The organism is Streptomyces sp. NPDC044061 (assembly GCF_056434305.1).
Map to the genome: position 1 here is coordinate 67,871 of NZ_JBWKFL010000014.1, position 13,233 is coordinate 81,103.

At 70.8% G+C, this 13,233-nt stretch carries 12 protein-coding genes and 1 tRNA gene; 9 read left to right on the forward strand and 4 right to left on the reverse strand.

Going from position 1 to position 13,233, the window contains the following annotated elements; all coding sequences use genetic code 11:
- Positions 1–87: 87 nt before the first annotated feature.
- On the reverse strand, positions 88–1,650 hold the full coding sequence (locus AC07CM_RS23370; RefSeq protein WP_478878379.1) for a potassium/proton antiporter: 1,563 nt from the start codon (positions 1,648–1,650) through the stop codon (positions 88–90).
- A 219-nt stretch (positions 1,651–1,869) separates the two neighbouring features.
- Here AC07CM_RS23370 and AC07CM_RS23375 point away from each other — a divergent pair, with 219 nt between their 5' ends.
- Positions 1,870–4,650, forward strand: a complete 2,781-nt coding sequence (locus AC07CM_RS23375; protein WP_478878380.1) for a penicillin acylase family protein — start codon at positions 1,870–1,872, stop codon at positions 4,648–4,650.
- A 73-nt stretch (positions 4,651–4,723) separates the two neighbouring features.
- On the opposite strand, the gene AC07CM_RS23380 is transcribed toward AC07CM_RS23375, so the two are convergent.
- A complete protein-coding gene (locus AC07CM_RS23380; RefSeq protein WP_478878558.1) occupies positions 4,724–5,305 on the reverse strand; it encodes a 5-formyltetrahydrofolate cyclo-ligase in 582 nt (193 codons plus the stop codon).
- A gap of 133 nt (positions 5,306–5,438) precedes the next feature.
- Here AC07CM_RS23380 and galU point away from each other — a divergent pair, with 133 nt between their 5' ends.
- The 7 genes from galU to AC07CM_RS23415 all read left to right on the forward strand — a co-directional run bounded on the left by galU (position 5,439) and on the right by AC07CM_RS23415 (position 11,008).
- The gene (galU, locus tag AC07CM_RS23385) at positions 5,439–6,341 is read left to right on the forward strand and encodes a UTP--glucose-1-phosphate uridylyltransferase GalU (protein ID WP_478878381.1); all 903 of its coding nucleotides are present in this window, start codon (positions 5,439–5,441) and stop codon (positions 6,339–6,341) included.
- A 5-nt stretch (positions 6,342–6,346) separates the two neighbouring features.
- Entirely contained in the window at positions 6,347–7,669 is a 1,323-nt protein-coding gene (gene glp, locus AC07CM_RS23390; RefSeq protein ID WP_478878382.1) for a molybdotransferase-like divisome protein Glp, read from the forward strand.
- 112 nt (positions 7,670–7,781) lie between these two features.
- Positions 7,782–8,294: a cyclic pyranopterin monophosphate synthase MoaC gene (moaC, locus tag AC07CM_RS23395; RefSeq protein WP_478878383.1), complete on the forward strand. Its 513-nt coding sequence runs from the start codon at positions 7,782–7,784 to the stop codon at positions 8,292–8,294.
- Positions 8,291–8,806: a MogA/MoaB family molybdenum cofactor biosynthesis protein gene (locus AC07CM_RS23400; protein WP_478878384.1), complete on the forward strand. Its 516-nt coding sequence runs from the start codon at positions 8,291–8,293 to the stop codon at positions 8,804–8,806. Before moaC ends, AC07CM_RS23400 begins: the two co-directional genes overlap by 4 nt.
- Before the next feature lie 20 nt (positions 8,807–8,826).
- Positions 8,827–9,465: a GNAT family N-acetyltransferase gene (locus AC07CM_RS23405; RefSeq protein WP_478878385.1), complete on the forward strand. Its 639-nt coding sequence runs from the start codon at positions 8,827–8,829 to the stop codon at positions 9,463–9,465.
- Positions 9,466–9,638: 173 nt separating this feature from the next.
- Positions 9,639–10,841, forward strand: a complete 1,203-nt coding sequence (gene sepX, locus AC07CM_RS23410; protein WP_478878386.1) for a divisome protein SepX/GlpR — start codon at positions 9,639–9,641, stop codon at positions 10,839–10,841.
- 93 nt (positions 10,842–10,934) lie between these two features.
- A tRNA-Ala gene (locus AC07CM_RS23415) sits at positions 10,935–11,008 on the forward strand.
- Positions 11,009–11,057: 49 nt separating this feature from the next.
- Here the strand turns inward: AC07CM_RS23415 and AC07CM_RS23420 are convergent.
- Positions 11,058–11,534, reverse strand: a complete 477-nt coding sequence (locus AC07CM_RS23420) for a GNAT family N-acetyltransferase (RefSeq protein WP_478878387.1) — start codon at positions 11,532–11,534, stop codon at positions 11,058–11,060.
- Positions 11,535–11,604: 70 nt separating this feature from the next.
- On the opposite strand from AC07CM_RS23420, the gene AC07CM_RS23425 reads away from it, so the two are divergent.
- Positions 11,605–12,408 carry an exodeoxyribonuclease III gene (locus AC07CM_RS23425; protein ID WP_478878388.1) on the forward strand — a complete coding sequence of 268 codons (804 nt, stop codon included), beginning with the start codon at positions 11,605–11,607 and terminating at the stop codon, positions 12,406–12,408.
- Positions 12,409–12,427: 19 nt separating this feature from the next.
- On the opposite strand, the gene AC07CM_RS23430 is transcribed toward AC07CM_RS23425, so the two are convergent.
- The gene (locus AC07CM_RS23430; protein ID WP_478878559.1) at positions 12,428–13,048 is read right to left on the reverse strand and encodes a MerR family transcriptional regulator; all 621 of its coding nucleotides are present in this window, start codon (positions 13,046–13,048) and stop codon (positions 12,428–12,430) included.
- Between the last annotated feature and the right edge of the window lie 185 nt (positions 13,049–13,233).

The window sequence follows — 13,233 nt, forward strand, 5'->3', positions numbered from 1 at the left end:
CTGCCCCCGCGCGGACCTGTGAAAATGAGCACCATCAGGCTCGGCCACCTGGGATTGCCGGGGGTGTGAACGGTACGAAACCCGCACTTAACGAGAGCTGCCCGCCCCGGCTCCGTCGGTGCCCAGCCAGTCGGCCAGCTTGCCGCCGTGGGCGACCGCCCGCAGACGTCGTTCCGCGGAGTCGCGCACCGGGTCGGTGGCGACCACGAGGAGTTCGTCCCCGTGCCGCAGCACCGTCGTGGGCAGCGGAACAAACGATTTGCCCTCGCGGACGACGAGGGTGACGGCGGCCCCGGGCGGCAGCCGCAGCTCGTTGACCTCGACACCGTGCATCCGGGAGCCCTCGGGGACCGTGATGGACAGCAGATGCCCGCGCAGCCGCTCCAGGGGCGCCGACTCGATGCCGAGGTCGGACGCCTCGCCCTCCTCGCCGAGGCGCAGCTTGCGGGCCAGCCAGGGCAGCGTCGGCCCCTGGACGAGGGTGTAGACGACGACCAGCACGAAGACGATGTTGAAGATGCGCCGGCTGCCCGCGACGCCGTTCACCATGGGAATGGTCGCCAGGATGATGGGCACGGCGCCGCGCAGCCCCGCCCACGACATCAGGACCTGCTCCTGCCACGGCACGCGGAACGGGGCCAGGCTGAGGATCACGCTCAGGGGGCGCGCGACCATCGTCAGCACCAGCCCGATGACCAGCGCGGGCAGGATGTCGTCGCCCAGCTCGTGCGGGGTGACGAGCAGGCCGAGCACGACGAACATGCCGATCTGCGCGATCCAGCCGAGCCCCTCGGCGAAGCCGCGCGTGGCGGGCCAGTGGGGCAGTTTGGCGTTGCCGAGCACCATCGAGGCCAGGTAGACGGCGAGGAAGCCGCTGCCGTGCGCCAGGGCGCCGTCGGCGTACGCGGTGACGGCGATGGCCATCACGGCGATGGGGTAGAGGCCCGAGGCGGGCAGGGCCACATGCCTGAGGCCCCAGGCCCCGATCCAGCCCACCGCCAGCCCTATGGCCGCTCCGATGGCCAGCTCCAGGGCTATCTCGCCGACCAGGGTGTACCAGTGCTCGACCGGGCCGGCCTGGGAGAAGGCGACGACCAGGATGACGACCGGAGCGTCGTTGAAGCCGGACTCCGCCTCGAGCGTGCCCGTCACGCGCGCGGGGAGGGGGATTCTGCGCAGCACGGAGAAGACCGCCGCCGCGTCCGTGGACGACACCACCGCACCGATGATGAGCGCCTGCCGCCACTCCAGCCCGACCAGATAGTGCGCGCCCGCCGCCGTGACCCCGACGCTGACCGCCACTCCCACCGTCGCCAGGACGGAGGCGGAGGACAGGACCGGCCGGACCTCCTTCCACTTCGTGCCGAGGCCGCCCTCGGCGAGGATCACGACCAGGGCCGCGTATCCCATCACCTGGGTCACTTCGGCGCTGTTGAAGTGGATGTCACCGATGCCGTCCTGGCCCATGAGGACGCCGATCCCCAGGTAAACGAGCAGGCTGGGGAGCCCGCTGCGGGAGGAGACCCGGACGGCCGCGACTGCGACGAGCAGGACGACGGAGCAGACGAGCAGCAGCTGGTTGAGGTGGTGGACAGTCAGCGGCGGTTCCCTTCGTTGGCCCGCGCGGGGCGCGCGCGGACTCACGTACACAAGACCCGAGGCTGCGGCGGACCGCACACCCAAGTACTTCGTTACCTTACCTAACTCTTGACGCTTTCTTGACGCTTCCCGGGGCAAGATCGAACGTCCGTGCGCGCCTGTTCCCGACTCCGCGTCAAGTGGTTCGAGGCCCTACGCCTATGGTTGCTCCAGCGCTCATTCAAAGTCACAGCCCGACCTGCCGCTCGCGTTAGGACAGCAAGGACAGCGATGCCCCCCAACACCACCGCCACAACGGGTGACACCGCCACGACAGGTGCCACGCCCGTCAAGTCCGGCAGGAAGAAGGGGCGTAAAGCCCGACTTGTCGTGCTGGTGCTCGTCCTGGCCATCATCGGCGGCATCGCCTACGGGGCGTACTGGTCGATCAGCACCGTCCGCGCCTCCTTCCCGCAGACCAAGGGTTCGATCACGCTCCAAGGCCTCTCGGGGCCCGTCGACGTCAAGCGGGACGGCAACGGCATCCCGCAGATCTACGCCTCGTCCGACGCGGACCTGTTCATGGCCCAGGGCTACGTCCAGGCGCAGGACCGGTTCTACGAGATGGACGTGCGCCGGCACATGACCTCCGGGCGCCTGTCGGAGATGTTCGGCAAGGGCCAGGTCAAGAACGACGAGTTCCTGCGCACCCTCGGCTGGGACCGGATCGCCAAGGAGGAGTACGACACCAAGCTGTCGGCCTCCACGAAGAAGTACCTCCAGGCGTACGCCAAGGGAGTCAACGCCTACCTGCAGGGCAAGGACGGCGAGGACATCTCCCTGGAGTACGCGGCCCTGGGCTTCACCAACGACTACAAGCCGCAGAAGTGGACCCCGGTCGACTCCGTCGCCTGGCTGAAGGCGATGGCCTGGGACCTGCGCGGCAACATGCAGGACGAGATCGACCGCGCGCTGATGACCAGCCGTCTCGGCCCGCAGCAGATCCAGGACCTGTACCCCCAGTACCCGTACAGCCGCCACAAGGCGATCGTCCAGGAGGGTCAGTACAACGAGCTGACCAAGACCTTCCAGCAGAACGGCGGCGCCACGGGCTCCTCCCAGGGCGCGACGGGCACGACCGGCTCCGCCACCTCGTCCACGACCGGATCGGCGCTCACGAGCCAGCTGGCGGGCCTCTACAACGTTCTGGACGACGTGCCGACCGCCGTCGGTGTGAACGGCCAGGGCATCGGCTCCAACTCCTGGGTGGTCGCCGGGAAGTACACCGTCAAGCACAAGCCGCTGCTGGCCAACGACCCGCACCTGTCGGCGTCGCTGCCGTCCGTCTGGTACCAGATGGGCCTGCACTGCCGTGCCGTCTCCGGCAAGTGCCAGTACGACGTCACGGGCTACACCTTTGCCGGGATGCCCGGTGTGATCATCGGCCACAACGCCGACATCGCCTGGGGCATGACCAACTCCGGGGTCGACGTCACCGACCTGTACCTGGAGAAGGTGACCGCGAACGGCTACCTGTACGACGGCAAGATCCGGCCCTTCAAGACCCGCGAGGAGACCATCGAGGTCGCCGGCGGCAAGCCGAAGACGATCGTCGTGCGCCAGACCGCCGACGGCATGCCGCTGCTGTCCGACCGGGACGACGAACTCGTCCAGGTCGGCAGGAGGGCCACCGTCAACACCGCCGCACCCGACCGCGGCGACGGCTACGGCATCGCCCTGAGGTGGACGGCGCTCGACCCGGGCACCTCCATGGACGCCGTGTTCGCCATCGACAAGGCGGCTGACTGGAGTGACTTCCGCGCGGCCGCCGCCCTGTTCGACGTGCCCTCGCAGAACCTGGTCTACGCCGACACCAGGAACCACATCGGCTACACGCTGCCCGGCAGGATCCCCACGCGTTCCTCGCTGGACGACGGCTCGATCCCGGCGCCGGGCTGGGACTCGAAGTACCGCTGGACCGGCTTCATCAAGCAGGACGAGCTGCCCTACGAGTACGACCCGGAGCGGGGCTACATCGTCACCGCCAACCAGGCCGTGGTCGACAAGGACAAGTACCCGTACACGCTCACCACCGACTGGGGCTACGGCACCCGCAGCCAGCGCATCACCGACCTGATCGAGTCCAAGATCAATCACGGCGGCAAGATCTCCACCGACGACATGCGCCAGATGCAGCTGGACAGCAGCAGCGAGATCGCCAAGCTGCTGGTGCCCAAGCTGTTGAAGATCGACCTCGGCGACAAGGACGTCCGCCAGGCGCAGAAGCTGCTGGAGGGCTGGGACTACACCCAGGACGCCGACTCCGCGGCCGCCGCCTACTTCAACGCCGTCTGGCGCAACATCCTCAAGCTCGCCTTCGGCAACAAGCTCCCCAAGGAGCTGCGGGTCAAGGGCCAGTGCCTGTGGGTCGACAAGATCGACAGCACCGGTCCGCTGGACGACGACACCAAGGTGCGCGAGTGCGGCCAGCGCGATGCCGACCAGGCCCAGCCGGACGGCGGCGACCGCTGGTTCGAGGTCGTGCGCAAGCTGATGGACAAGCCGGACAGCGACTGGTGGAAGACGCCCGCGTCGGGCACCCGCCCGAAGGCCGAGAACCGGGACCAGCTGTTCGCCCGCGCCATGATCGACGCCCGCTGGGAGCTCACCGCCAAGCTCGGCAAGGACATCGACACCTGGAGCTGGGGCCGGCTGCACCGCCTGTTCCTGAAGAACCAGACGCTCGGCACCGAGGGCCCCAAGTTCCTGCAGTACGTCCTCAACCGCGGCCCCTGGAAGCTCAGCGGCGGCGAGGCCACCGTCAACGCGACCGGCTGGAACGCGGCCGGCGGATACGGCGTCGTCTGGGTGCCGTCCATGCGGATGGTGGTCAACCTCGCCGACCTGGACAAGTCCCGGTGGATCAACCTGACCGGAGCCTCCGGGCACGCGTACAGCGCCCACTACGTCGACCAGACCGGCAAGTGGGCCAAGGGCGAGTTGCTGCCCTGGTCGTTCTCCGCCGGGGCGGTCGACAAGAGCACGAGCGACACCCTCGTCCTCAAGCCGTGAGCCGTTGACGCGTCGCTGACGACAGGGCCCTCCACGCGCGCGTGGAGGGCCCTGTCGCACGAGGGCCGGTCCGTCAGGCGCCCGGGAAGCGGCGCACGCCCGACGGCGTCACCACCGCCTGCACCGGCCGGTCGTGCGGCTCCGCCGGGACGCGCGCGACGACCTCCGTGTCGTACAGCAGCACCACGAGCGCGGGGCGGGCGCCCGCGCGCTCCAGACGCGCGAGCACACGGTCGTACGAGCCTCCGCCGCGCCCCAGGCGCATCCCGCGCGCGTCCACCGCGAGTCCGGGCAGCAGCACGACGTCGGCCGCGCACACCGCGTCCGGGCCGAGGTGCTCGCCGGACGGCTCGAACAGGGCCATCTTTCCGCCATGTTGGATCCGCGCGAGGGAGCCGGCACCGGTGTACTCGCCCCAGTCCAGGTCGTTGTCGGGCAGCAGAGCGGGGAGCAGGACGCGCACGCCACGCGCGCGCAGTGCGTCCAGCAGCGCGAGCGTGCCGGGCTCGCCGCCCACGGAGACGTAAGCAGCCACCGTGCGCGCACGGGCGAGTTCGGGCAGTTCCAGGGCGCGCGCGGCCAGCGTGTCGGCCGCCTCCTGGACGACACCGTCCGTCAACCTGTTCCTCACCGCGAGGAACTCCCGCCGCAACATTCGCTTGTCAGGCTCGCCCGTGCGTCCGTCGTGTTCCACTGGCCGTTCTCGCACCTTTCTTGATGTGCTCATATGAGTACGAGTTAACCGGAGCCACAGATTCCGTACAAAGGCACCGGATAAGGTTGCGGGCATGACTCAGTCGCACCCCAGGATCAGCAAGGCTGTCATTCCCGCAGCAGGCCTCGGCACCCGGTTCCTGCCGGCCACCAAGGCCACTCCCAAGGAGATGCTGCCGGTCGTGGACAAGCCCGCGATCCAGTACGTGGTCGAGGAGGCCGTGTCGGCGGGGCTCGACGACGTCCTCATGATCACCGGACGCAACAAGCGTCCCCTCGAGGACCACTTCGACCGCAACTACGAGCTGGAATCGGCGCTCGAGAAGAAGGGCGACGCCGAGCGGCTCGCGAAGGTGCAGGAGTCCAGCGACCTGGCCACCATGCACTACGTGCGCCAGGGCGACCCCAGGGGCCTCGGCCACGCCGTCCTGTGCGCCGCCCCGCACGTCGGCCACGAGCCCTTCGCCGTCCTCCTCGGCGACGACCTGATCGACCCCCGCGACCCGCTGCTCCAGCGCATGATCGAGATCCAGGAGCAGCACGGCGGCAGCGTGATCGCCCTCATGGAGGTCGCTCCCGAGCAGATCCACCTCTACGGCTGTGCCGCCGTGGAGTCCACCGCCGACGGCGACGTGGTCCGGGTGACCGGCCTGGTCGAGAAGCCGGACGCGGCCGACGCCCCGTCCAGCTACGCGATCATCGGCCGTTACGTCCTCGACCCGCACATCTTCGACATACTGCGCAAGACCGAACCGGGCCGCGGCGGCGAGATCCAGCTCACCGACGCCCTCCAGCAGCTCGCCCAGGACGAGAAGGTCGGCGGCCCGGTGCACGGTGTCGTCTTCAAGGGCCGCCGCTACGACACCGGCGACCGTGGCGACTACCTGCGTGCCATTGTCAGACTGGCGTGCGAACGTGAAGACCTGGGCCCGGACTTCCGGACCTGGCTTCGCAGTTACGTAGCCGAGGAGATGTAACCACGTTGAGCAGCGCCGCGACCCGCACCACCGGCCCGGACCACCTCTGGTCGGTGGACGAGCACCTGGAGGACGTCCTCACCACCGTCCGCCCCCTCGAACCCATCGAGTTGCAGCTGCTCGACGCCCAGGGCTGCGTCCTGGTCGACGACATCACGGTGCCGGTCTCCCTGCCGCCGTTCGACAACAGCTCGATGGACGGGTACGCGGTGCGGGTCGCGGACGTCGCCGGCGCGAGCGAGGAGTTCCCGGCCGTCCTGGAGGTCGTCGGGGACGTCGCGGCGGGCGCGGCCGGTCCGCTCCGGGTCGGCCCCGGCCAGGCGGCCCGCATCATGACCGGCGCCCCGCTGCCGCCCGGCGCCGAGGCCGTCGTACCCGTCGAGTGGACCGACGGCGGGCTCGGCGAGGGGCCGGTGAGCGGGATGCGGGCGCGCAGCCTGTCCCCCGAGGGCGCCGAGGGGCAGGTGCGGGTGCACCGCCCCGCCGAGGCACGCGCGCACGTGCGCGCCAAGGGCAGCGACGTGAAGGCCGGGGACCTCGCCCTGGAGGCCGGGACGCTCCTCGGACCGCCGCAGATCGCGCTGCTCGCCGCGATCGGCCGGGGCACGGTGCGCGTGCGCCCCCGCCCGCGCGTGGTCGTGCTGTCCACGGGCAGCGAACTCGTCCAGCCCGGCGAGGAACTGGGCCACGGCCAGATCTACGACTCCAACAGCTTCGCCCTCACCGCGGCGGCGCGGGACGCGGGCGCCATCGCCTACCGGGTGGGCGCCGTCGCCGACGACGCCGACATTCTCCGGTCCACCATCGAGGACCAGCTCATCCGCGCCGACCTGCTGGTGACCACGGGCGGGGTGAGCGTCGGGGCGTACGACGTCGTCAAGGAGGCGCTGTCGCACGTCGGCGACGAGGACGAGGCGGGCAGCGGCGTCGAGTTCCGCAAGATCGCCATGCAGCCGGGCAAGCCCCAGGGCTTCGGCTCCATCGGCCGCGACCACACACCCCTGCTGGCCCTGCCCGGCAACCCCGTGTCGTCGTACGTCTCCTTCGAGCTGTTCGTCCGCCCCGCGATCCGCACCCTTATGGGCCTCGAGGACGTCCACAGGCCCCGCACCCGGGCCACGCTGCGGTCGGACAAGGCGCTCGGCTCGCCCAAGGGCCGCCGGCAGTTCCTGCGCGGCACGTACGCGGACGGCGAGGCGACCCCTGTCGGCGGCTCCGGCTCCCACCTGGTCGCCGCGCTGGCGCACGCCGACGCGCTGATCGTCGTCCCCGAGGACGTCGAGTCCGTCGAGCCGGGCACCGAGGTGGAGGTCGTCCTGCTCGGCTGAGCGCCCCGGCGGGGGTCCTGGCCCGCTGCCCGTGCCGACTTGGCGGTACCGTGTCGCGCACAACAGGCCTGTGCACCGCACTGCCACGGGCCCGGACCGGGAGCGCCACACCATGACCGTGCCATCCCGGGGGGAGACCCCCGGACCCTCCGCACAGGACCGGCTGACGCACATCGACGACGCGGGTGCGGCCCGCATGGTCGACGTGTCCGGCAAGGACGTCACCGCGCGCACCGCCCGCGCCAGCGGCCGGGTCCTCGTCTCACCCCGCGTGGTCGAGCTGCTGCGCGGCGAGGGGGTGCCCAAGGGGGACGCCCTGGCCACCGCGCGCATCGCGGGCATCATGGGCGCCAAGCGCACCCCCGATCTGATCCCGCTCTGTCACCCGTTGTCGGTGTCCGGTGTGAAACTGGACCTGACGGTCGCGGACGACGCCGTGGAGATCCGGGCCACCGTGAAGACGACGGACCGTACGGGCGTCGAGATGGAGGCCCTCACGGCGGTGACGGTCGCCGCGCTCACCGTGATCGACATGATCAAGGCTGTCGACAAGGGAGCGGTCATCACGGACGTACGGGTGGAGGAGAAGACGGGCGGCAAGTCGGGCGACTGGAGCCGGGCATGAGCGGCGGGCCGTACCGTGCGCTCGTCGTGACCGCCTCCAACCGGGCCGCCGCCGGCGTCTACGAGGACCGGGGCGGACCGCTGATCGCGGAGGGCCTCGAGGGATTCGGGTTCGCCGTCGAGGGGCCCCGGGTCGTGCCCGACGGGGACCCCGTGGAAACGGCGCTGCGGGAGGCCGTGGCGGCCGGATTCGATGTCGTCGTCACCACCGGAGGCACCGGCATCTCGCCCACCGACCGCACGCCCGAGGCGACCCGGAAGGTGATCGATCACGAGGTGCCGGGCATCGCGGAGGCCATCCGGGCCTTCGGACGGGAGAAGGTGCCGACCGCCGCGCTCTCCCGGGGGCTGGCCGGGGTGGCGGGACGGACGCTGATCGTCAACCTGCCGGGTTCGACCGGCGGGGTGCGGGACGGGCTGGCCGTCCTGGAGCCCCTGCTGGTGCACGCCGTCGACCAGATCCGCGGCGGCGACCACCCGAGACCCGGCGCCACCAGTGGGGGTGCGAGCTGAACAGCGCATCCTGGCCCGTCGTGCTGGCGGACGGCGATGTCGTCCTCCGGCCGATAAAGCTGCGCGACCAGCGGGTCTGGCGTGAGGTGAACCGGCGCAACCGGGACTGGCTGCGTCCCTGGGAGGCGACCATTCCGCCGCCCACGCCGAGCGGGCCGATCGTGCACCGCCCGACCTACCGCCAGATGGTCCGGCACCTGCGGTCCGAGGCCAACGCGGGCCGGATGCTGCCGTTCGTCATCGAGTACCAGGGGCGGCTCGTCGGGCAGTTGACGGTCGCCGGGATCACCTGGGGCTCGATGTGCTCGGGGCACATCGGCTACTGGGTGGACGAGGCGGTGGCCGGGCACGGAGTGATGCCGACGGCCGTCGCGCTCGTGGTGGACCACTGTTTCCGCACCGTCGGGCTGCACCGCATCGAGGTCTGCATTCGCCCCGAGAACCGGCCCAGCCGCCGGGTCGTGGAGAAACTCGGATTCCGCGAGGAGGGGCTGCGGCCGCGTTATCTGCACATCGACGGCGCCTGGCGCGACCACCTCGTCTTCGCGCTCACGGCGGAGGAAGTGCCCGAGGGGCTGCTCGGACGCTGGCAGCGGGCACGCGCCGCGCGGGAGCAGCACACGCAACACCCGGGGAATCACGCACAGTCCGGAAATTGAATATGTGTTCGAAATTGATCGGCCGGTGACCGCCTCGGGGGCATTCAATTCGCGACTTCGGAGGTCCGCTGATCGCATCGGTCGCAAAAAAAGCTGGAAATATCAGCCAGATCGTGCGACACACCGGCCCAATTGGCGGATGGCCTCGTGCAAACCCCTCTACCGTGTGAGATGTGAGCAGCAGCGGCCTCATCTACGCAGTCATTGTCGGGGCCTGGGCCGCCTACTTGGTGCCGATGTGGCTCCGTAGGCAGGACGAGCTGAACGAGGCCCGTCCGACGGAACGCTTCAGCACCGCCATCCGGCTGCTGTCCGGACGCGCGGGTATGGAGCGCCGGTACGCCAGGGACCTGCGGGCGCGCTCCGCCCAGGAGGGGGAGCCGGAAACCGGTGCCCCGGACGCCGTCACCGACTCGGTGGACGTCCGGTCCTTCGCCGTGCCTCCGACCCGCCGTCAGGTACGCGCGGACGCCGTGCCGGAGACATCCGGACGGGCGGAACCGGCACCCGACCGGTCCACCGGCCCGGCGCCCAAGTCCCCCTCCGCGCACGCGTCGGGCCCCGCCCCCGCGCAGAAGCGCGTGCCGGCCCCACGGCGCACGCCCTCGGCGCAGGCGGCCGCGGCGCGCGCCCAGCGCTCGAAGGCGCTCGCGCGCCGCCGACGCACCACCGTGATGCTCTTCCTCGCCTTCACGCTCGGCGCGATCGTCGCAGCGCTCGGCGGCCTCACCTTCCTGTGGGCGCCCGGCGTACCCGCCGTACTGCTCAGCGCGTACATCGCCTACCTGCGCTCCCAGGAGCACCGCCGGTTCGCCTACCAGATGGACCGACGGCGCGCCGAGGTCGCGGCCCAGCGCCTGCGCGAGCGCCAGCCGCGCCGGCGCGCGCCCCTCGACGAGGGCACCGCCGTCGACGAACCGGCCGGGGGGCCGGCGGCCGAGACCGACACCGGGCTCTCGGCGCTCGCCGCCGACCGCCGCGCCCTCGTCGAGCAGACCGACCACGCCGAGTGGGTGGACCAGCAGCGTGAGCGCCGGCGCCGCCCCGGACACGGGGACAGCTGGGACCCGGTGCCGGTACCCCTGCCGACGTACGTGACCGCGCCGGTCGCCCCCCGAGCCACCTCCGACGTGGACCTGGGCGCGCCCGACACCTGGAGTTCGGCGCGCTCCAGCTCGGTCGTACCCGAGCAGGAGCCCGGCCACGCGCCCGGAGCCGAGGCGGACGGCGAGGCGCCCGAGTCCGAGGACAGGCCGGCGGGCGGCCGCAGCGACGCGCGCCGCGCCGCCTCCGCGCGGCGGGCACGCGAGCGCGGCCGCACGCCCCTGTTCGACCAGTACGAGGACGGCGACCGCCCGCGCGCGGCCAACGAGTGACGGCCGTCACGCCACCGGAAGCCCGCCCCTGACCAGTCAGGGAACGGATTTCCAAGCACCCCGACGGGGATGCTAGAGTTTCACTCGTTGCAAGGGCCTGTGGCGCAGTCCGGTAGCGCACCTCGTTCGCATCGAGGGGGCCAGGGGTTCAAATCCCCTCAGGTCCACGCATCATGAAGCCCCAGTCGGCATCCGCCGACTGGGGCTTCATCGTGTCTACAGCTGCTTCGCGTAGCAGCGGCTCTCCTCGTAGTGGCGGTAGTAACCGAACTTGGCGCAGGGCGCGTAACCGCTCGAGGTGTACAGGGCGATGGCCTCCGGCTGCTTGGTGCCGGTCTCCAGGACCATGCGCAGGCGGCCGGCCGAGCGGGCGTCCTCCTCCAGGGCCGTGAGCATGTGGCGGGCGAGGCCCCGGCCGCGCATCTGCGCGACGACGAACATGCGCTTCAGCTCGGCGTCGCCGTTCTCGTTGCCCTCCTCGTTGCGGTCCTGGCTGCGCCAGCCGCCGGTGGCCACCGGGCAGTGGTGCTCGTCGTACGCGATCAGATACACACCGCGGGGCGGGTCGAAGTCCGTGGCGTCGAGGAAGGTGGCATCGCCGCCGTCGCCGTAGCGCAGGTGGTACTCGGCCTGGACCTCGTCGTTGAGCTTGACGGCGTCGGGGTGATCGAAACGGACACGACGTATATTCATGCTGGGCATCGTACTTCTATGCAAGGTGGGGAACGCGGACCTCGACCAGTGTGCCGGTATCGTGCCCCTGGTGCTGACAGTGACCTCGGTGAACGTGAACGGGCTGCGGGCCGCCGCCAGGAAGGGCTTCGTGGAGTGGCTCGCCCGGACTGAAGCGGACGTCGTCTGCCTGCAGGAGGTGCGCGCGGAGCCGCACCAGCTGCCGGAAGAGGTACGGCAGCCCGACGGCTGGCACGTCACGCACGCCCCGGCCGCCGCCAAGGGCCGCGCGGGCGTCTCCCTCTACACGCGGCGCGAGCCCGACCGCGTCCGGGTCGGCTTCGGCTCGGCCGAGTTCGACGGCAGCGGCCGCTACATGGAGGCCGACCTGCCCGGCGTCACCGTCGCCTCCCTCTACCTGCCCTCCGGTGAGGTCGGCACCGAACGCCAGGACGAGAAGATCCGTTTCATGGGCGAGTTCCTCGCCCACCTCAAGGCGCTGCGCGAGCGGGCTGCCGCCGACGGCCGCCAGGTGGTCGTCTGCGGTGACTGGAACATCGCCCACCAGCGGGCCGACCTCAAGAACTGGCGCGGCAACACCAAGAGCTCGGGCTTCCTCCCCGAGGAGCGCGAGTGGCTCGACCGGGTGTTCGCCCCGGAGGACGGCGGCTACGTCGACGTCGTACGCGCCCTGCATCCGGAGGTGGAGGGCCCGTACACGTGGTGGTCGTACCGGGGGCGGGCGTTCGACAACGATTCAGGATGGAGGATCGACCTCCAAGTCTGCACGCCGGATCTCGCGACCAGGGCGGTCAAGGGGTACGTCGAGCGGGCGGCCACGCACGCCGAGCGGTGGTCCGACCATGCTCCGGTGACCGTCGTGTACGACCTGTAGGAGCGGACAGGGCCACCGCTCAGTCCTGCTTCCTCATCCGTCGGTCCAGTGCCAGCGACAGTTCCGCCTCCACCACGCTCCGGGCCAGGGGGCGCAGGCGGTGGAGGTCGTCCTCTGTGGTGTGGCGCAGGATCAGGGCGGTGAAGAGTTCCGCCAGGGCGTCGGCGTGTTCGCGGACGCGCTGGCCGGCCGTCAGGACCTCGGCGAGCGGGATGCCCTCGCGGACCAGGGCGGAGGAGACGTCCAGCAGGCGGCGGCTGATGTGGACGATCTCGTCGCCGTCGGTGCCGAGGTAGCCGAGGTCCATGGCGGCCGCGAGGTTCTCGGGGGTGACCTCGCCCTCGAAGCGGGCGGCGAGCTCCTCGGGGGTGAGGCGGACCGGCTCCTCCTCGGTGGGGGTGCCGACGCCGAGCAGGTCGGCGACGTCGCGGCCCTGGTCGAGGGCCTCCGCGAGCTCCGCGATGCCGGTGAGGGTGTGGCCGCGTTCCAGGAGCGCCGCGATGGTGTGCAGCCGGGCCAGGTGGTGGTCGTCGTACCAGGCGATGCGGCCCTCGCGACGGGGTGGCGGGATCAGCTTGCGCTCGCGGTAGAAGCGCAGCGTGCGCACGGTGATGCCGGCCAGGCGTGCCAGCTCCTCCATGCGGTACTCGCGCGGTCCGCCGGTCTGCCCGCCGCCCTGCTGGTCCTGGTGTCCGCCGTCGTCTGCCACGCCCGCAGCCTATGTTGTACCGCCGGTAACTTTCCTTTCCCCGCCCCCTACCGCTCGGTACGGAGCTGCTCTACAGTCCCATTGCGCCAGTGTTCACTGGCAGAGTCCAAGGTGAT